This is a genomic window from Kitasatospora albolonga, assembly GCF_039535905.1.
Lineage (GTDB): Bacteria > Actinomycetota > Actinomycetes > Streptomycetales > Streptomycetaceae > Kitasatospora > Kitasatospora albolonga.
Genome location: NZ_BAAAYB010000161.1, coordinates 82,460 through 101,563, shown reverse-complemented (window position 1 = coordinate 101,563; position 19,104 = coordinate 82,460). Strand labels below are relative to the sequence as shown.

Below are 19,104 nucleotides of genomic sequence, written 5' to 3'. Positions count from 1 at the left end.
TCACATGGCTGAGAACACCACCCCCGCGAACGACCAGTTCGACATCGAGATCGAGGAGCTGGACAGCGTCAACGCCGGCGTCTCCGTCTCCTCCCTGGCCTGCGCGGCCTGCCCGGTCTCGAGCTTCAGCTCGATCTCCAACGCCGCCGCCGAGGTTGCGGCCGAGTAATTCGGGACCTGTGCCGCGGTGAGTCCGCCCTCGGGCGGAGTCACCGCGGCACCCTCGTCTCTTCCCCCGTCTTCCCGCCCACAGACACGAATTGACCGACGAACAGCAGTGAAGGAGAAGCCGGGTCATGGAGAACCTCCGGCAAGAGCTGACGCGGTTCATCCAGGAACCCGCCGCTCAGCAGGACCCGCCCGCGCTCTACCGTCGACTGCTGGCCGAGGAGCCGGTGCTGGATCTCGGACGGGTGCACGTGGTGTCGGGCTACCAGGAGATCGTCACCGTACTGATGCACCCCGGCACGGCGGTCGATCCGACCACCGTCGGTCTGCCGAGCGCCGGTTCGACCGCGCTGGCGCGGATCGTCAACCGGATGCTCCCGATGCGCGACGGCGCCGACCACACGCGGTTGAAGCGCCTCGCCACCACCGCCTTCTCCGCCCGCCGCCTGGAGCAGATGCGCGAGCGGATCGAGAGCACGGCCGCCCGGATGCTCGAACCCCTGCTCGCCGCAGGTGAGTTCGACGTGGTCGCGGACCTCGCCGTCCCACTGCCGGTGGCCGTCTCCTGCGCCATCCTGGACATCCCCGACTCCGAGCAGGAGCGCGTGGTCGGCTGGGCCGGCCTGGTCGCCCGCTCGCTGCTGGACGACTTCGGCGGCCAGGGCGCCTCGGCGGACGCCGCCACGATCGCCGAACTCGACGCGGAGTTCGAGGAGTTCCGCGCCTACGTCGAGGAGCTGTGCGCCGCACGCGCCGCCGCTCCGGGTGACGACCTGATCAGCCGTCTCACCGTCGCCCGCGCCGAGGGCAAGCTCGACGACGAGGACCTGCTCGCCTTCGTGGTGATGCTGCTCGCCAACGGGCTGGAGACGCTCACCTCCGGACTGGCTCTGGCCGTATGGCAGTTGCTGCGCGACCCGGAGCTCGCCGAACTGATCCGGAACCGGCCCGAGCGGGCCGAAGCGGTGTTCGACGAGGCCCAGCGGCTCGGCAGCCCCGTGCGCGCCAGCGCGCGCGCCCTCACCCACGACGTGACCCTCGGCGACACCGTGATCCCGGCCGGCCGGGTCGCCCTGCTGCTCTACGCGGCCGCCAACCGGGACCCGCGCCGCTTCGCCGCCCCGGACGCCTTCGACCCGGACCGGGCCGAGACCCGTCACCTGGCCTTCGGCCACGGTCCGCACCACTGCCTGGGTGCGCCGCTCTCCCTGATGGCCGGTGCCGCCGTGCTGCGCGGCCTGGCCGAGGCGGGGCGCACGCAGGAGCTGAGCACCCCGCTGACGGAGGAGACCGTGCGCTGGAGCACCCAGTTCGTCTTCGGCGGCATGCGTGAACTGCCGCTGCTCTGCGTCCCCGTGGCGCGGCCCGAGCCCCAGCCGGAGCCGGAGCCGCAACTGGAGCCGCAGCCGGAGTCCGAGGAGTCCGCGGCCGCGCTGGTGGGGGCGGTGCGGTCATGAGCCTCACGACGACCGACGCGTCCGCACGCACCACCGGGACCGCGGAGGAGGAGCGGAACGGCCGGGCCGTGGCCGCCGCCCCCGCCAAGGAGTCCACCGCCGTCGCGGCCGCCCGGGCCGCCGCCGTCCTGGAGCCCGGGCTGGACCGCCCGGTGGGGCTGGTCGGTGCCCGGCTGCGGGCCGCCGCCGCGGCGCTGTTGCTGGTGGTCGGCGCGGGCGGCGGCTGGCTGGCCTTCGGCACGCTGCCGCACACGCTCGCGCTCCCGGCCCTGCTGGCCCACGGCGCGGCCCCGGAGACCGTCCGGGCCGAGCAGGCGGGCGCGCTGCTCGCCTACCAGGTGAGCCCCGGGTCCGCCGTGACGCAGGGTCAGACCCTGGCGCTGCTGCGGACGCCGGCGGGCGAGGAGCTCGCCGTCCGGGCCCCGCAGGCCGGCACCGTCACCGCGCTGCTCTCCGCCCCCGGCGCCACGCTCGCCCCGGGCGCGGCCGTCGCCGCCCTGGACGCGGCGCAACTGCCGGACACCGTCCGACTGTTCGCCACCTCGCTGCGGGAGGCCGGGGAGCTGGTGCCCGGCCGGACGGTGCTGGTCCCGGTGCCGGGCGGGGGTACCGTGCAGGCCACCATCACCGAGGTGGACCCGCTGCCGGTCCGCGCCGAGACGCTGGACGGGGCGTTCTCCGTACCGCTGCCCGGTGTGCCCTCCGGCGCGGCCCCGGTCTGGACGGCCCGGGCCCAACTGCCGCCCGACACCACCCGGCTGCGCGGCCCGGTGCCGCTGACCGTCTCGGTCGACCTGGGTGCCCGGCACCCGTACGAGGCCGTGTTCGGGACGGGGGCCGGCCGGTGAGCCTCGACGTCCGGGAGGCTGCTGCCCGGACCGCACCGGCGGCCGCGGCGAGCACCCCGGCGCCGAAGCCGGAGCAGAGCAGGACCAAGAGGACCAACAAGCCCCGCCGCTACCTGCGCACCCCCGTGGTGCCGCAGATGGAGGAGCAGGACTGCGGCGCGGCCTGCCTGGCCGTGGTGCTGGGCGCGCTCGGCCGCCGGGTGACGCTCCAGGAGGCCTCGCGCTCCTGCGGGGTGAGCCGGGACGGCGTCAGTGCGGCCGCGGTCGCCCGGGCGGCCGGCCGGTACGGCGTGATCGCCAAGGGCCGCCGGATCGTCCGCACGGAGGAGAGGCTGCAGGGCCTGGAGGCCCTCCAGGTCCCGTCGATGGTCCTGGTCACCGGCCCGCACTTCGCGATCTACGAGGGCGTCAAGCGCGGCCGGGTGCACGTCAACGACCCGTCGATGGGCTCCTACTCGGCCACTCCGGCCGAGTTCTGGGACTCGTTCTCCGGGATCGCGGTCGGCTTCGAGCCGGGCCCGGACTTCGAGCCCGGCGGGCAGCGCTTCCCGCTGCTGCGGGCCCTGGGCGGCCGGATGCGGGCGTTCGCGGCCCCGCTGCTGCTGGCGGTGCTGCTCTCGGTCGCGCTGGCGGTGCCGGGGGTGGTCGCGGCCTTCCTGCTGCGGGCGTACCTGCGCTCGGTGGTGCTGGGGGGGCCTGGAGTCCTGGGCGGTGCCGCTGGCGCTCGCCTCGGCCGCCGTGGCCGGCACCGTGGTGCTCGGCACCTGGCTCCAGCAGACCCTGGTCAACCGGGTGTTGGAGGCGATGGCGGCCCGGGCGTCGTCCGGCTTCCTGTGGCGGCTGATCCGGCTGCCCGGCTCCTTCTTCCACCGGCGCCAGCTGGGCGGCCTGGTGACCCGGGTCCAGATGAACGACGGCCTGGCGATGCTGCTCTCGCACCGGGTGGCCTCGGCCTCGGCCCAACTGGCCGCCGCCGCCGTCCACCTGGGGGCGCTGGCCTGGCTGGAGCCACGGCTGGCCGTGGTGCCGGTGGTGGTCGCCGGGCTGGACCTGCTGGCCCTGCGGGTCGCCGACCGGCGGCGCGGCGGGCTGGTGCACCGGCTGCACGCCGAGCAGCACAAGCGCGACGGGGTGGCCTTCGCCGGGGTGTCGGCGATCGAGACGCTCAAGGCCGAGGGCGCGGAGGACTCCTTCTTCCGCTCCTGGGCGGGCTGGCAGGCCCGGGCCATGGAGACCGGCCAGAAGGTCACCACCGCGGTGATCGTGCCGCTCTCGCTGCCCGGCGCGCTCAACGCGGCGGCCACCGCCACCGTGGTGGTGGCCGGCACCTCGATGCTGCTGGGCGGCTCGCTCTCGATCGGCACGCTGCTGGCCTTCCTGCTCCTGCTCAACGGATTCCTCGGCCCGGTCGGCCAGTTGGTCAACGCGGCCTCGGAGCTCACCATGGCCCGGGCGCAGAACGCGCTGCTGGAGGACGTCGAGAGCAGCGAGCCCGATCCGTACCTGACCCCGGTGCTGGACGCGCCGGCCGAGCCGGGCCCGCGCCTGAGCGGTGAACTGGAGCTGCGCGACGTCGAGTTCGGCTACGACCCGAACCGGCCGCCCACCCTGGCGGGGATCTCGCTGCACATCCGCCCGGGGGAGTGGGTCGCGGTGGTCGGCGGCAGCGGCAGCGGCAAGTCCACGATGGCCAGGCTGGCCGCCGGGGTGCTGCGGCCGTGGTCCGGCCAGGTGCTGCTGGACGGCAGGCCCAGGGACGACTGGCACCGGGCCGTGGTGACCGGTCAGGTGGCTTACGTGGAGCAGCAGTTGAGGCTCTTCGAGGGCACCGTCCGGGAGAACCTGACGCTCTGGAACCCGGCCGCCGACGAGGACGCCCTGCGCCGCGCGCTGGAGGACGCCGAGGTCGCCGACCTGGTCGCCCGCCGGGGCGGCCTGGACGCCGGGCGGATCGACGAGGACGCCCGCAACCTCTCCGGCGGCGAGCGCCAGCGGCTCGAACTGGCCCGCGCGCTCGCCCTGGACCCGGCCCTGCTGGTGCTGGACGAGGCCACCTCCGCGCTGGACGCGCACACCGAGGCGGCGGTCAACGAGCACCTGCGGCGGCGCGGCACCACCTGCCTGGTGCTGGCGCACCGGCTGAGCACCATCCAGGCCGCCGACCGGGTGGTCGTGCTGGCCGGCGGACGGATCGTCCAGCAGGGCACCCCCGCCGAACTCGCCGCCGTCCCCGGCCCCTACCAGACCCTGCTCACCGAAAAGGCCCGGCGCACCGGGACCCATGAGCCGTCCGAAGGCACCGCGCTCACCGAAAAGGCCCGGCGCACCGGGACCCATGAGCACTCCGAAGCCATCGCGCCCACCGAGAAGGCCCGGCGTACCGGGACCCATGGGCGGACCGAAGGCCCCGCGCCCACCGAGAAGGCCCGGCAGACCGGGACCCATGGGCGACCCGCCGGATCCGAGATCCCGAAGGAGGAGAAGTCATGACCGCCACGGCCACCGCCGAAGCCAACCGGGCCGCGCTCGCCGCCACCGTCGGCGTGCTGCACCCCGGCCGTGGCGGACGACAGACCCGTCCGCAGAACCTCACCCACCCGGCCGAGCAGGCGCACGCCGTGCTCGTCGCGCTCGGGGCGCTCCCCGCAGACGCCGAACTCCCTTCCACGGTACGGAGCTCCCGCGACCCGCTGACCGCGCTGCTGCGGTCGGCCGGGCTGCGGTACCGGCCGGTGACCCTGCCCACGGCCGAGGACGGCCACGGCGACCCGGCCGGTACGGCCGGGCCGATGGTCGGCTTCGCGGCCGAGGACGGCCGCCCGGTCGCCCTGGTGCCGCGGCCGGCCGGCGGCCACCGCCACCACGACCCGGCCGGGGCGTCCGCCCCGGTCGCGCTGCAGGAACGGGCGCTGCTGCTCTACCTGCCGCTTCCCGCAGGTGACTTGGGGCCGGCGGACCTGGCCCGCTTCGTCCTGCGGGTGCCCGGCGCCCGCCGCGACCTGGGACGGCTGACCGCAGCCGGCCTGGGGGCGGCGATGCTCGGGCTGATCGTGCCGCTGAGCGCCGGTGTCCTGATGCCGGAGCTCATGGCGGCCGACCGGCACCCCGTCCGCTGGCTGGCCCTGCTGCTGGGGTCGGCCGTCCTGGCGGCCTGGCTGCTGGTGATCGTCCGGAACACCGCCGCCGTGCGGTTGACCGGGCGGGTGCAGAGCGCGTTGGAACCGGCCGTCTGGGACCGTCTGCTCGGTCACGACGCCCGGTTCTTCCGCGACTTCAGCACCGGAGACCTGGTCCACCGCGCCAATGCGGTGGCCCAGGCCCGGGCCGCGCTGTCCGAAGTCCTGGTCAGCGCCGTCCTGGGGGCGGTGTTCGCCACCTCGGGGCTCACGGTCCTGATGCTGGTGGACGCCTGGCTCGGCGGGCTGCTGCTGCTCGCCGTCCTGGCGGTGACCGGGCTGCTGCTGTTGCTCGGTCGCCGTCGCCAACGCCACGAGAGTGCCGTCTTCGAACTGCACGGCAAGCTGAACGGCGTGCTGTACGGGCTGCTGCTCGGCATCGACAAGATCCAGACGGCCGGCCGGGAGATCCAGGCCTTCGCCCGCTGGGCGGTGCCGTTCGCCGCCCAGAAGCGGGCCGACGCGGACGCCCAGCGGGCCGACGCCGCGGCCGCCGCGCTCACCGCAGGGCTCCAACCGCTGCTGCTGGCGGTCCTGTTGGCGGGTGCGGTGCTCGACGGGAACACCCTGCCGGGCCACCTGATGGCCGCCGGCGTGGCGGCCGGCCAGGTCGCCGCGGCGCTCGGCCAGGTCACCCACGCGGCGGCCAGTGCCTACGGGATCGCCCCGGTGCTGGACCGGATCCGGCCGATCCTGGCCGAGGTCCGGGCCTCGGACGGGGCACGGGAGTTGAACGATCCCGGCGAGCTGCGTGGGGCGGTTTCGCTGGACCGGGTCACCTTCCGCTACCCGGGCACGGCCGCCCCGGTGCTGCACGAGGTCTCGCTGCGCGCCGGGCCCGGCGAGATGGTCGCCGTGGTCGGCCCGTCCGGGGCCGGAAAGTCCACCCTGGTGCGGCTGCTGCTCGGCTTCGAGACGCCCGAGTCCGGCGCCGTCCGCTACGACGGGCAGGACCTGGCCGGGCTGGACGCGCGGCTGGTCCGGCGCCAACTCGGCGCGGTGCTCCAGCACGGCCGGATGCTGCGCGGCTCGCTGCTGGAGAACCTGGCCGGCAGCGATCCGGACGTGACCGAGGACCGGATCTGGGAGGCCGCCGAACTGGCCGGGATCGCCGAGGAGTTGCGGGCCCTTCCGCTCGGTCTCGGCACCCGGGTCGGGGAGGACGCCGCGGGCTTCTCCGGGGGCCAGGTGCAGCGCCTGCTGCTGGCCCGCGCGCTGGTCCGCCGGCCCGCCGTCCTGCTGCTGGACGAGGCCACCTCCGCGCTGGACAACGCGACCCAGCTGCGGGTCGCCGAGGCCGTCGCGGGCCTGGACCGCACCCGGCTGGTGATCGCCCACCGGCTCAGCACCATCCGCACCGCCGACCGGATCCACGTCCTCTCCGGGGGCAGGGTCACGGCCTCCGGCACCTACGACGAACTACTAGGCCACGACCCGCTGTTCACCCGACTCGCCCGACTCCAGGAGATGTGAGATGCCGCTCGACCTGCAGACCTGGCTCCCCGTCGACGGTGCCTCCGCCCCGACCACCGACGCCGACGCCCTCGCCGATACCGACACCCACCACGAGCCGGGAGCGCTGCTCCCCGGCCCCGCCCGCGGCGACGAACGGCTGCGCGCCGTGGTGGCCGCCGCCGCCTCCTTCCCGGAGCGGGCCGAGGCCCGTGCCGACGGCTCCACGCTCTTCGCCCCCGACCCGGACGAGGACCGCCGGGGCCGCACCTCCGCGGTGGACACCTGGCTGCGCCGGGCGGCCGGCGAGCGCGGCGGCGCCGGGGCGCTGCTGGACCACCTGGCCGAGACCGGCCGCCCGCTCGGCGACGGCCTGCGCCCGGTGGTGCTCGCCGATCCGGCCAAGCTGCCGGACTGGGCACTGGCGCTGGCGGTCTTCCTGCGCACCCTCCCGGTCTCCCCGGCCCCCGAGACCTCCGCGCCCGGCGCGCTCACCGCCGCCTTCGCCGCTGCTGCCGAGGCCCTGCTGCCGCACTCGGGCGGGGCCGTGCTGGGCGTCCCGGTCACCGAGGCGGCCCGCGCCGACCTGGCCGGCACCCTGACGGCCCGTCTGGTCGAGGCCTGCAAGCTGGCCTTCTGCCACGAGCAGCAGACCGCCACCGGCCGTCCGCGCGCCACCGACTGGGACGAGGTCGGCGGCCTGGACACCTCCCAGGAGGGCTGGCTGGCCCGGCTGGAGCGGCTGCCCGGACTGGCCTTCCTGGTCGGCACCGTCTGCCGCCAGTGGCAGCACGTGCAGGCCGAGATGTTCGCCCGGCTGGCGGCCGACCGCGCGCTGCTGGTCGAGCGGATGTGGGACGGCGAGGACCCGGGCGCGCTGGCCAAGGTGCGCGGCGAGGCCGGCGACCGGCACGCCGGCGGCCGCTCGGTCGCGCTGCTGTACTTCGAGTCCGGCGCGGCCGTGGTCTACAAGCCCAAGGACATGCGGCACGTCTCGGCGTACCTGGAGCTCTCGGCCCGGCTGAACCGCGAGCTCTCGCTCGACCTGCCGCTGCGCACCGTGCTGATCCGCAGCGACCGCGGCGACGACGGCCACGCCGCCTCGCTGACCGCCGACTGCGAGAGCGACTACGGCTGGGAGCAGCTCGTCCCGCACCGCCCGGTGGCGGACGAGGGCGGCTTCGGCCGGTTCTACCGGCGCCTCGGCATGACGATCCGTCTGGTCCAGCTGCTGGAGGGCCGCGACCTGTGGGCCGACAACCTGCAGGCCGACGGCGAGTACCCGACGATGATCGACCTGGAGTGCCTGCTCTACCCGCGGGTGCAGACCCCGCCGAGCATCAGCGCGGACCAGCACGGCCTGCTGGACGCGCTGGAGTCGACCGTGGTGCGCACCGCCATGGCCTTCCAGCCGTGGACCCCGGCCAAGCACTCCGCCACCCTGGACATCGGCTGCCTGTCCCGGATCGGCAGCCTGGAGGTCACCCCCGGGGTGGCCGCCCTGCCGCTGCCGCCGTACCGCCCGGTGCGGGTGGACGAGAGCGGGGCCACCGTCACCGCCGACCCGTGGCAGTACACCGAGGAGGTGACCGAGGGCTACCGCGAGATGCACCGGGCGCTGTACGCGCTGCGCGGTGAACTCGCGGACGCCGAGGGCCCGTTGGCCGGGTTCCGGGGCATCTGGGTGCGCTACATCTGGCGGCACACCTGGGACGGCTACAAGATCATCCGGGCCTCCACCAGCCCGCTCGCCCTGGACAGCGGCGCGACCCGCGAGACGGTGATCGCCGGCGCCCTCCAGGGAGCCATCACCGCGCTGGCCGGCGACCCGGGCCGCGGCGACCTGCTGGAGGTGGTGCTCGCCGAGCTGGACTCCTTCCGCCAGCTGGACATCCCGTTCTTCCGCTCGCTGACCTCCTCCTCGTCCGCCTACACCGCCGACGGCCGGGAGATCCCGGGCCACTTCCGCTCCACCGGCTGGCAGCGCCTCCAGGACCGGGTCGCCGAGCTGGAGGGCTTCGACCTGGAGGCCCACCTCGCGGTGCTCACCGGCTGCGTGGACTCGGCCCGCTCGGGCACCCTGCTGCCCGTCCCGGTGGTGCCGCGCTCGGTGCGGGCCCGCATCCCCGGCAACACCGAACTGCTGGACCACGCCGTGGAGATCGGTGACCAGCTGCTGGCCGACCAGGTCCGCGCGGACCGGCAGGGCGCCGGCTGGCTCGGCCAGAGCTGGTACCCGGGCAGCGGCCTGCGCCAGGTCGAGGTGCTCGGCCCGGACCTGGTCAGCGGCACCGCGGGCATCGGCGTCCTGTTCGCCGAGCTCTGGGCCGCCACCGGCGAGCCGCGGTTCCACCGCGCCGCCCACCAGACCATGGCCACCGCCGCCCGCCTGATCGACCCCGAGGCGCCCCGGGCCTTCGCCTTCGCCTCCGACAACCGGCTGGCCGGCGGCGCTCCCGTCCCCGGCGGCTTCTCCGGCCCCGGCGCGCTGATCCACGCCCTGGCCCGGGTCGGCACCCTGCTCGGCGAGCCCGGGCTGATCGCCTCCGCCCAGGCCCTGGTGCCCGGCGCGGTAGGCGTCGCCACCCCGGTCGCCGCCCGCCCCGGCCGTCCCGTCCGGCTGCCCAACCCGGACGCGCCGCTCGGCAGCGCCGGCCTGCTGCTCAACCTGCTGCGGCTGCGCCGGGTCACCGGCCCGGGCCACGCGCCCACCGACGACGGCATCCGCACGCTGGCGGCCACCGCCCTGGAGCAGCTCGGTGCCGAGCTGCCCGAGGGCGAGGCGACCGACGACAACGGCTTCCTCGACCTGGTGCCCTCCGGCCCCGACTCGATCGCCGCCGCCCTGGCCCGCACGGTGGCCGAGGCGCCCGGCCTGCTCGCCAACGCCGAGGCGGTCCGCGAGCGGCTGCGCGGCCACCGCTTCGCCACCGCCACCCGGGCCGGCCGGCTGGCCTGCCTGGACGCCGCCGTGGCGCTCGGCTCCGGCATCGTCGACCCGGCCGAACTCTCCGCCCTCACCCCGCCGGTGAGCGCCCGGCAGATCGCCGGCCGCTCCACCCGCGACCTGGTCGCCACCGCCGGCGAGGCGCTCAGCGCCGCCGAGGCCGGCCTGCTGCACACCGTCCCGGACCCGCTGGACTCGCTGCTTCCGGGCCCGTTCTACGACGGCAGGGAGGCCGCCGCCCTGCTGGTCGGCGAGCTGATCGCCCGTCACGAGGCGACCGGCAGCTGGTACCCGGACCGGGCCGCCGCCGACCGGATCAACGTCGGCGTCCTGGACGGCTCGGCCGGCGTGGCGCTGCTGCTGCTGCGCCTGCTGGACCCGGCCACCGCCCCGCTCGCCACCCTCCGCTGACCCGCCGACCCGCGTACGAGACCCGAGGGACCGTCATGTCCGAGATCACCGCGGCCGACACCACGGCGGCCGAGCCCGCGATCGGCTTCAAGCACCACTACACCCCGTACGTCGTGGACGGCGAGGCCGTCTACCTGGTCTCCGAGCGAGGCGTCTCGGTGGTGGACGGCGGCCTGGCCCAGGCCCTCGCCCCACTGCTGGACGGCACCCGCACCGCGGAGCAGATCGGCGAGGCGCTGCGCGGCACCGTGCCCGCCGAGAAGGTCAGGCTCGCCGTCGACCGGTTGCGCGAGCGCGGCTACCTGGCCGACAGCGGCCCGGTCCGCGAGCCCGCCGAGGCCGCCTACTTCGAGATGGCCGGCCTGGACGGCGCCACCGCGAGCGCCGCGCTGCGCTCGGCCCGGGCGCGGGTCGAGGTCTACGGCGAGCTGGACCCGGAGCCCTTCCTGGCCGCGCTGGCCGGGGCCGGGGTGACGGTGGACCAGGACGCCGAGTTCACCATCGCGCTGACCGAGGACTACCTGCACCCCGGCCTGGCCGAGCGGGACCGGGAGGCCCGGGAGAGCGGCCGCCCGTGGCTGCTGGCCCGTCCGGTCGGCTCGATCCTCTGGGTCGGTCCGGTCTTCGTCCCCGGTCCGGCGGACCAGGAGGGCACCACCGGCTGCTGGGAGTGCCTCTCGCACCGCCTCTCCGCCAACCGCCAGTCGCTCAGCTACCTGCAGCACCGTCTGGGCCAGGACACCCCGATCTCCACGGCCGGCGCCCGCCTCGCGCCCTCGCTCGGGACCGGCGTCCAGCTGGCCGCCCTGGAGGCCGCCAAGTGGCTGGCCGGGGTCCGCCCCGCCGAGCCGGTGGTGCTCACCCTGGACACCGTGCTGCTGGAGACCGAGCGGCACCGGCTGATCCGCCGCCCGCAGTGCGCGGCCTGCGGTGACGAGGGGCTGGTCGCCAAGCGGCAGTCGGAGCCGGTCCGGTTCGAGAGCCGGCCGAAGGCCTTCACCGCAGACGGCGGCCACCGCTCCGCCTCGCCGGAGGACATGCTGGAGAAGTACACGCCCCAACTCTCGCCCGTCAGCGGCGTGGTGACCTCGCTGGTGCCGGCCGGGCGGACGCCCACCGGGCTGCGGGTCTACATCTCCGGGCAGAACCTCTCCCGCCGCAGCGGCGACCTGAAGCAACTGCGCACCGGCCTGCGGTCGGTGAGCTGCGGCAAGGGCCGCACCGACGTGCAGGCCCGGGCCAGCGCGCTCGGCGAGGCGATGGAGCGCTACTCGGGCGTCTTCCAGGGCGACGAGGCCCGCCGCCGGGCCAGCTACGCCGAGCTCGGCGACGCGGCGGTCCACCCGGCGAGCTCGCTGCTCTACAGCGAGCGGCAGTACGCCGAGCGGGAGAGCTGGAACGACCAGCCCTCGATGTTCAACACCATCCCCGAACGGTTCCGCGAGGACGACCAGTTGGAGTGGTCCCCGGCCTGGTCGCTGACCGAGCAGCGGACCCGCTGGCTGCCCACCATGTCGCTGTACTACGGCTACCGGCACCGCGACGGCTTCTTCGCGGCCGGCGACTCCAACGGCTGCGCGGCCGGCACCTCCTTCGAGGACGCCACCCTGCAGGGCTTCCTGGAGCTGGTGGAGCGGGACGCGGTCGCGCTCTGGTGGTACAACCGGGTGCAGCGCCCGGCCATCGACCTGGACGCCTTCGGTGACCCGTACATCGGTCAACTCCGGGAGATCTACCGCGGGTTGAACCGTGAGATCTGGGCGCTCGACCTGACCTCCGACTTCGGGATCCCGGTGGTCGGGGCGTTCTCCCGGCGGACCGACAAGCCGGCCGAGGACATCCTGATCGCCTTCGGCGCCCACCTGGACCCGCACATCGCGCTCACCCGCGCGCTCACCGAGATGAACCAGTTCCTCGGCCCGGTGGCCGGGGACGAGAACGGCCACGTCAGCTACGCGGGCGCCGACCGCGAGCAGAAGCAGTGGTGGCTCACCGCCACCGTGGCCAACCAGCCCTACCTGCTGCCCGACCCGGCCGCCGAGGCGGCGGGCCCGGACCGCTGGGAGCCGCTGGCCGGCGCCGACCTGGCCGAGGACCTGGCCCTGGTCCAACGCCTGGTCGAGGAACGGGGCATGGAGTTCCTGGTGCTCGACCAGACCCGCCCGGACATCGGCCTTCCGGTGGCCAAGGTGATCGTCCCCGGGATGCGGCACTTCTGGGCGAGGTTCGCGCCCGGCCGGCTGTACGACGTGCCGGTGGCGCTGGGCTGGCTCGACGCGCCCACCCCGGAGGAGGACCTCAACCCGATCCCGATCTTCATCTGATCCACCCGCCCGGCCGCCGCCACGATCCACGCGGCGGCGGCCAGGGCTGGTCGTCCGGACCCTTCCGTGCGGCCGCCGGAGCCGTACGGCGGGGCCCGAACGACCAGCCCAGACCCGGAAAGAGGTTCAACCATGACCGTGACCGAACAGCTTCCACCCGACCTCGCCGCCGAGGGCGGGGCGCCGCGGACGCTGCTGCGGCTGCGCCCCGAGGTGGAGGTCACCGCCCAGGGCGACGACCTGGAGCTCAGCCACCCGTGGGGCCGGCAGCGCGTGCACGCGCTCGGCGCCGACACCGTTCAGCGGCTCGCCGCACTCACCCGGGACCACCTCGACGTCGGTGAACTCGCCGACGGCGGAAGGCTCTACCACCTGCTGAGCCGGTTCCCCTACCTGGTCTCCACCACCCTCGCCGACCCGCTCGGCGAGCCGATGGCGACCGCCGTCCCGATCGCCCGGGCCGCCGGACTCCCCGGTCTGGTCCGCGCCCCCGCCTCGGTGGTGCTGTCCCGCTTCGCGTACCTGCGGCGGCTGCCGGAGGAGCACGCCGGGGCCTGCGTGCTGGAGTCGCCGATGGCACCGTTCCGCCTGACGCTGCACCAGCCCGCGGCGGGCGCCTTCGTGGCGGCCGTCACCGCCAACCGCTCGGTGGCCGAGGCGGCCCTGCTGGCCGGGATCAGCCAGCCGGCCGGACAGGCACTGGCCGGACTGCTGGCGGGCGCCGGCTTCCTGGACGACGGGGCGACCGGCGAGCCGCCGCTCTGGGACTTCCACGACCTGCTGTTCCACGCCCGCAGCCGCCCGGGGCGGCACGACTACCCGAGCGGCGGCGTCTTCGCCCACCCCGAGGTGGAGCAGCTCCCGGCGCTGCCGGGTGTCGGCGCCCGGGAGGACGGCACCGGGATCGACCTGCCGGTGCCGGACTGGGACGAGGTGCTGGCCCGCGACCCGGCGCTCAGCGAGGTGCTGGAGGGCCGCCGGTCGGTCCGCAGCTACGCCGATACCCCGGTCACCCTGGCCCAGTTGGGCGAGCTGCTGTACCGGGTGGCCCGGGTCCGCCGGATCATCCCGGGCGACCCGTCCGACCCGCACGGCTACGACATCGTGGACCGGCCCTACCCGGCCGGCGGCTCCACCGGTGAACTCGAGGTCTACCTCTCGGTGGTGCGCTGCGACGGACTGGTGCCGGGCGTCTACCGCTACGACGCGGCGGCCCACCGGCTGCGGCCGCGGCCGTTCTCCGGCCCGGCCGACGAGTCGGCCTTCCGCGAACTGATGACGGCGGCCTGGCGGGCCACCGGCTGCACGGTGGACCCGCAGGTGCTGCTCACCGTCACCTCGCGGTTCGGCCGCCTCTCCTGGAAGTACAGCCAGATCGCCTACGCGCTGACCCTCAAGCACGTCGGCGTGGTCTACCAGACGCTGTACCTGGTGGCGACGGCGATGGGCCTGGCCCCCTGCGGCCTCGGCTCCGGCGACACCGACGCGGCGGCCCGGGCGCTCGGCCTGGACTGGACGGCCGAGTCCTCGGTCGGCGAGTTCCTGATCGGCAGCCGGCCCGCGGACGTGCCGCGCACCGCGCACGGCTTCCACGACATCGTGTCGACCTCGCGCGGAGAGTGACGCACCGTCAGGCCCCGTAGGTCCCTTTTTCGCAGCAAAGACGTCCGGACATGCCGATGCCCCGCCGTGGAGTGGCGGGGCAGCGGCATGTCCGTGGGTGTTTCCGGGGTCGGCCCTAGAGCCAGCCGTTCTCGCGGGCGATCCGGATCGCGTCGCAGCGGTTGCGGCCGTGGGTCTTGGCGATCGCGGCCGAGACGTAGTTGCGCACCGTGCCGGGGGAGAGCGACAGGGTGGCGGCGACCTCCGAGATGGTCGCCCCCTCGGCCACGTGGCCCAGCACCGTGAGCTCGCGCGGGGTGAGCGGGACGGCGGCCGGCCGGACCACCTCCGCGAGCAGCCGGGGATCGTAGACCCGTCCGCCGGTGGCGAGTTCGCGGACCGCGGAGATCAGCGCACCCGGCGGCACGTCCTTGAGCAGGATCCCCGCCACCCCGTCGGCGACCGCCCGCTGGAGGTCGGAGGAGCGCGGCACCGCGATCAGGAGCAGGACGGCGGTGTCGGGGGAGCGGTCGCGGATCAGGGCGGCCGTGGCGGGGCCGCCCGGGCCCGGCAGGTCCAGGTCGAGGACCGCGACGGTGGGCCTGGTCCTGGCGGCCTCGGCGGCGGCCTCCTCGGCGGTGTTCGCCTCGGCGACCACGGCGAGGTCGGCCTCCCGGTCGAGCAGGGCTCCCAGTCCCGAGCGGAACAGGTGGTGCCCGTCGGCGAGCAGGACGTTCACGTTGGTGGTCCCGGGGGTGCGGTCCGGGGCCGAGCGGTACGGCGGTTGGTCCAGCAGAGGGGTGATCATCCGGCTACCTCGGTGACAGGGGAGTCTCGGGTGGACAGGCGGACTGACGCACGGTCAGACGGTCTGGCGGGTGGAGCTGGTCGAGCGGGTGGAGCGCTGGTCAGTGGTGCTGCTCACCCCCAGCCCCAGGTGCCCTGGGTGCCGGTGGGGATCGGAGCCGGGGTGGTGGTCGAGGCGGGGGCGGGCTGGCCGGTGGTGACGTTGTTGGCCGTGTCGGCCGGCGCGCCGTCGGCCGTCAGGACGACGGCGGCCGGGGCGGTGTCGGCCAGCTGGAGGGCGGCCGTGCCGGTCAGGATGCTGAAACCCAGGGCGACAATCGTGATGAAACGGACCTTCTGCGTCATGGGTGTGCCCAAACCTCTCGCGTTCGACTTGAACCCCGGGCTGCTTCCGGAGATCGAAGGGTGCGGCTGACGGTCCCACCGGGCCCCCTGGGGGGCTGCTGTCCCGGTTTCCGGTCCGTCGTTCTTGCCGACACCATGAGATTGGCCGCCCGGGGTGGTCCCTGTCAGCACCCGGAGCTGGCACCAGAGTGCCGTGACACCCTGAGGCCAGCTCGGGCCGGTTGGTGCCAGGGCCGTTGAATCCGGGCTGACCTGCGGGAACGCCCGATCGGGGTCAGGGGAGGCTGGGCAGCTCGTACAGGCCGAGGGCGAGCCGGGAGTCGGCCTCGCAGTGCAGAAGGTGCCACCCGCTCAGCACGCTGTCCGGGGTGGTCAGTTGCTGCCAGGCCTCGCGCAGCCCGTCCTCGGCGTCCAGCAGGCTGCCGGCCACCACGAAGGCCACCGCGTCCACCGCCTGCGGCGTCACCCGGATCCGCGCGTGGCTGAGCCGGGCCGGGCCCCGGAAGCCGTGCTCCAGGCCGTCCCGTACGACCGGTGCCGCCGGAGGGCAGACCACGGGCCCGCTCGTCTCCAGGTGGGCGCGAATCGCGTACACACTCATAGCCTGGGGCACCGTCGGCCCGCCGACCGGCAGTTGGCGGTGGCATTTCCCCGCCTGGCACCAACATGTCGCGGTCCGCGCGGACGCCGTCGTCTTCACGGTTCATCCATCGGATCGCCGCGATTGTCCGGAAGACTGTTCTAAGTTCCGTCAAGTGACGCTACGCTGACCGCCTGTCAGTATCGGTGAACGGGCACGCCGGTCCGATGTCCGGTCCCGCGGGGGAGGGTGTGATGTGCTCCGACCTTCTGGTGAGGGAACGTTGACCGAGTCCCGGCCGATCGGGCTCGACCCGTTCGGCGAAGCGGTGTACCGGACGATGCTGCTCCACCCGGAGTTGGACACCCAGGGCATCGCCATCCGGCTGGAGGCCCCCGAGGCCGAAGTCAAGGCGGCACTCGACCACTTGGCGGACCTGGCACTCACCAGACCCACCGGTGCCGAGGACCGCTGGCGGGCCGTCAACCCGGAGCTCGGCCTGGCCACCCTGCTCGCGCTCCAGGAGGCCGAGGCAGCCCGCCGCCAACAGGAGATCGAACGCAGCCGGGCCACCATGGCCGGCCTGATCGCCGAGTACGCGAGCGTGCGCACGCCCACCAGCCAGACCGGCGTCGAGCTGATCTCCGACCTCGGCGAGGTCCGCGGCCGGCTCGTCCAACTCGCCTCCGACGCCACCGTGGAGGTGCTCGCCCTGGCCCCCGGCGGCCCGCAGCCGCCCCAGGTGATGGAGGCCAGCCGGGCGCTCGACCAGGAGACCCTGGAGCGCGGCGTCCGGATGCGCACCATCTACCAGGACAGCGTGCGCAACGACCCGGCCACCGTGCAGTACGCCCGCTGGCTGCACGGGTTGGGCGGGGCCGTGCGCACCACCCCCACCCTGCCGCTGCGGATGATCCTGGTCGACAACGCCACCGCCATCGTCCCGATCGACCCGGAGGACGCGCGCAAGGGGGCCGTACTGCTGCACAGCCCCGGGGTGATCGCCGCGCTGCGCGCGCTCTTCGAGCAACTCTGGGACCAGGCACGCGTGCTGGGCGAAACGGTTCAGCGCGACCCGCACGGGCTCACCGCCCAGGAACGCGAACTCCTCCGCCTGCTCGCCGAGGGCCTCACCGACGAACGGGCCGGCCAGCGGCTCGGCGTCTCGCTGCGCACCGTCCGCCGCATGATGGCCGACCTGATGGTCCGCGTCGACGCCCGCAGCCGCTTCCAGGCCGGCATCCACGTCGCCGCCCTCGGCTGGCTCGGCGAACCCACCCCCCGCTGACGCCTCTGGAAGTGATCACACCGGGGGCGCGAGGAACTGCGCGAATCGGAAGACACGGACCCATGTGCCGGGTACGGACAGCCACTTGCAAGTTAATGTCCGTACCCGGCACACGGGTCAGCTCCTACCGCCGCGCGCAGTTCCCCGCGCCCCCGGCCTCACCAGTCCGTGCGCCCCGGCGTCAGCCTCGTGCGTGACCCCGCCGGGGGAGGGCGAAGACCAGGGCGAAGACCAGCAGCAGACCGGCCGCGACCCACCAGAGGGCGTGCTGGAAGGCGTCCACGAAGACCGGCCCCATGGCCTGGACGGCCGGGTCGGCCGCGTCGACCACCCGGAAGAAGGCCACCGAGGAGAGCCCGAGGCCGAGCGCGAAGCCCAGCTGCTGGGTGGTGTTGACGATTCCGGAGGCCGAGCCGGAGTGCTCGCGCGGCACCTCGGAGAGCACCAGGTCGGTCAGCGGGGCCACGATCAGCCCCATGCCGAGGCCCATCACCACCAGGGGGAGCGCCATCTGCCATGGGGCGATGGCCAGTCCGTACCGGGCGGCCTCGGCGAGGTAGAGCAGGGTGCCGGCCGCCATCACCAGCGCGCCCGCCTGCAGGACCTTGCGGCCGAACCGCGGCACCAGCACCTGGACCGAGATCCCGGCCGCCACCGACACCGCCACCGAGAACGGCACGCCGCTCAGGCCGGCCTTCAACGCGCTCCAGCCCAGGCCGAGCTGCAGGTAGAGGGTCCAGACCAGGAAGAAGATGCCGGTGGCCAGCCCGAAGGAGAGCTGGACGCCGATCCCGCCCGCGAAGCTGCGCACCCGGAACAGCGCCAGCTCCACCAACGGCGAGCCGTCCCGGCGGGTCTTGGCCTTCTCGTACGCCACGAACAGCGCCAGCACCGGGACGCTCAGGCCCATCGAGACGAAGCCCCAGAGCGGCCAGCCGGCCTCCCGGCCGTGGGTGAGCGGGTAGAGCAGCATCAGCAGGCCGACGGCGCCGACCACCATGCCGACCAGGTCCAGCTTGAGCGCCTTCGGAGCGCGGGACTCGTCGACGTACTTCAGGCCCATCAGCAGGCCGGCCACCCCGATCGGCAGGTTGACCAGGAAGATCGGCCGCCAGCCGAGGCCGAACAGGTCCCACTCCGTCAGCAGGGCGCCCAGCAGCGGGCCGAGCACCGCGCCCATCCCGACCATCGCGCCGAACATCCCGAAGACCTTGCCGCGCTCCTCGGCGGGGAAGGAGACGTGGATGATCGAGAGCACCTGGGGCACCATCAGTGCGGCCGTGGCGCCCTGCAGCACCCGGGCGGCGACCAGGACGTCGGGGCTCCAGGCCAGGCCGCACAGGGCCGAGGCCAGGGTGAAGCCGGTGATGCCCAGCAGGAAGAGCCGCTTGCGGCCGTGGATGTCGCCGAGGCGCCCGCCGGTGATCAGGCCGACCGCGAAGGCCAGTGCGTACCCGGCGGTGATCCACTGGAGCGCGCCGAAGCCCGCGCCCAGGTCCTGCTGGATGCTCGGCATGGCGATGTTCACGATGGTGACGTCGACCAGGTCCATCAGGCTGGCCGTCATCACCACCGCCAGCGCCAGCCAGCGCCTGCGGTCGGGTGCGACGGGAGGCGTCCCGGCGGCATCGGCGGGCGGCGCCGCGAGGACGGCACCGGTGTCGGTGGCGGATGGCATGGTGGGGACTCCTTCGGCAGG

General features: G+C 74.6%; 13 protein-coding genes and 1 pseudogene. 10 read left to right on the top strand and 4 right to left on the bottom strand.

Annotated elements, in window-relative coordinates; translation table 11 throughout:
• Positions 1–4: 4 nt before the first annotated feature.
• From ABD946_RS42065 to ABD946_RS42025, 9 genes and pseudogenes are all read left to right on the top strand, one after another.
• Positions 5–169: a hypothetical protein gene (locus tag ABD946_RS42065; RefSeq protein ID WP_345291011.1), complete on the top strand. Its 165-nt coding sequence runs from the start codon at positions 5–7 to the stop codon at positions 167–169.
• Between the two features lie 127 nt (positions 170–296).
• Positions 297–1,625 carry a cytochrome P450 gene (locus ABD946_RS42060; RefSeq protein WP_345291010.1) on the top strand — a complete coding sequence of 443 codons (1,329 nt, stop codon included), beginning with the start codon at positions 297–299 and terminating at the stop codon, positions 1,623–1,625.
• Entirely contained in the window at positions 1,622–2,473 is an 852-nt protein-coding gene (locus ABD946_RS42055) for an acyl-CoA carboxylase biotin carboxyl carrier protein subunit (protein WP_345291009.1), read from the top strand. The genes ABD946_RS42060 and ABD946_RS42055 overlap by 4 nt, the downstream gene beginning before the upstream one ends.
• 137 nt (positions 2,474–2,610) lie before the next feature.
• A pseudogene (locus ABD946_RS43285) lies at positions 2,611–2,931 on the top strand (cysteine peptidase family C39 domain-containing protein); the annotation flags it as partial.
• 253 nt (positions 2,932–3,184) lie between these two features.
• Positions 3,185–4,963, top strand: a complete 1,779-nt coding sequence (locus ABD946_RS42045) for an ATP-binding cassette domain-containing protein (RefSeq protein ID WP_345291007.1) — start codon at positions 3,185–3,187, stop codon at positions 4,961–4,963.
• Complete coding sequence (locus ABD946_RS42040; RefSeq protein ID WP_345291006.1) at positions 4,960–7,122, top strand: ATP-binding cassette domain-containing protein; 2,163 nt, start codon at positions 4,960–4,962, stop codon at positions 7,120–7,122. The genes ABD946_RS42045 and ABD946_RS42040 overlap by 4 nt, the downstream gene beginning before the upstream one ends.
• A gap of 1 nt (position 7,123) precedes the next feature.
• The gene (locus ABD946_RS42035; protein WP_345291005.1) at positions 7,124–10,459 is read left to right on the top strand and encodes a DUF4135 domain-containing protein; all 3,336 of its coding nucleotides are present in this window, start codon (positions 7,124–7,126) and stop codon (positions 10,457–10,459) included.
• Between the two features lie 35 nt (positions 10,460–10,494).
• A complete protein-coding gene (locus ABD946_RS42030; RefSeq protein ID WP_345291004.1) occupies positions 10,495–12,783 on the top strand; it encodes a TOMM precursor leader peptide-binding protein in 2,289 nt (762 codons plus the stop codon).
• A 132-nt stretch (positions 12,784–12,915) separates the two neighbouring features.
• The gene (locus ABD946_RS42025; RefSeq protein ID WP_345291003.1) at positions 12,916–14,406 is read left to right on the top strand and encodes a SagB family peptide dehydrogenase; all 1,491 of its coding nucleotides are present in this window, start codon (positions 12,916–12,918) and stop codon (positions 14,404–14,406) included.
• 115 nt (positions 14,407–14,521) lie between these two features.
• On the opposite strand, the gene ABD946_RS42020 is transcribed toward ABD946_RS42025, so the two are convergent.
• The 3 genes from ABD946_RS42020 to ABD946_RS42010 form a co-directional block, all read right to left on the bottom strand.
• Positions 14,522–15,193: a response regulator gene (locus tag ABD946_RS42020; RefSeq protein WP_345291002.1), complete on the bottom strand. Its 672-nt coding sequence runs from the start codon at positions 15,191–15,193 to the stop codon at positions 14,522–14,524.
• A gap of 113 nt (positions 15,194–15,306) precedes the next feature.
• A complete protein-coding gene (locus tag ABD946_RS42015) occupies positions 15,307–15,537 on the bottom strand; it encodes a hypothetical protein (RefSeq protein WP_345291001.1) in 231 nt (76 codons plus the stop codon).
• Between the two features lie 274 nt (positions 15,538–15,811).
• Positions 15,812–16,132 (bottom strand): hypothetical protein, encoded by a 321-nt coding sequence (locus ABD946_RS42010; protein WP_345291000.1) that lies wholly within the window; start codon positions 16,130–16,132, stop codon positions 15,812–15,814.
• Between the two features lie 268 nt (positions 16,133–16,400).
• Between ABD946_RS42010 and ABD946_RS42005 the strand changes: the two genes are divergently transcribed.
• On the top strand, positions 16,401–17,405 hold the full coding sequence (locus tag ABD946_RS42005) for a LuxR C-terminal-related transcriptional regulator (RefSeq protein ID WP_345290999.1): 1,005 nt from the start codon (positions 16,401–16,403) through the stop codon (positions 17,403–17,405).
• A 181-nt stretch (positions 17,406–17,586) separates the two neighbouring features.
• Here ABD946_RS42005 and ABD946_RS42000 read toward each other — a convergent pair whose 3' ends face one another.
• Positions 17,587–19,083: an MFS transporter gene (locus tag ABD946_RS42000; protein WP_345290998.1), complete on the bottom strand. Its 1,497-nt coding sequence runs from the start codon at positions 19,081–19,083 to the stop codon at positions 17,587–17,589.
• Positions 19,084–19,104 lie beyond the last annotated feature (21 nt).

Coding starts and splice junctions, on each gene's coding strand:
- ABD946_RS42065 (WP_345291011.1), top strand. CDS start 5: ATGGCTGAGAACACCACCCCCGCGAACGACCAGTTCGACATCGAGATC.
- ABD946_RS42060 (WP_345291010.1), top strand. CDS start 297: ATGGAGAACCTCCGGCAAGAGCTGACGCGGTTCATCCAGGAACCCGCC.
- ABD946_RS42055 (WP_345291009.1), top strand. CDS start 1,622: ATGAGCCTCACGACGACCGACGCGTCCGCACGCACCACCGGGACCGCG.
- ABD946_RS42040 (WP_345291006.1), top strand. CDS start 4,960: ATGACCGCCACGGCCACCGCCGAAGCCAACCGGGCCGCGCTCGCCGCC.
- ABD946_RS42035 (WP_345291005.1), top strand. CDS start 7,124: ATGCCGCTCGACCTGCAGACCTGGCTCCCCGTCGACGGTGCCTCCGCC.
- ABD946_RS42030 (WP_345291004.1), top strand. CDS start 10,495: ATGTCCGAGATCACCGCGGCCGACACCACGGCGGCCGAGCCCGCGATC.
- ABD946_RS42025 (WP_345291003.1), top strand. CDS start 12,916: ATGACCGTGACCGAACAGCTTCCACCCGACCTCGCCGCCGAGGGCGGG.
- ABD946_RS42020 (WP_345291002.1), bottom strand. CDS start 15,193: ATGATCACCCCTCTGCTGGACCAACCGCCGTACCGCTCGGCCCCGGAC.
- ABD946_RS42015 (WP_345291001.1), bottom strand. CDS start 15,537: ATGACGCAGAAGGTCCGTTTCATCACGATTGTCGCCCTGGGTTTCAGC.
- ABD946_RS42000 (WP_345290998.1), bottom strand. CDS start 19,083: ATGCCATCCGCCACCGACACCGGTGCCGTCCTCGCGGCGCCGCCCGCC.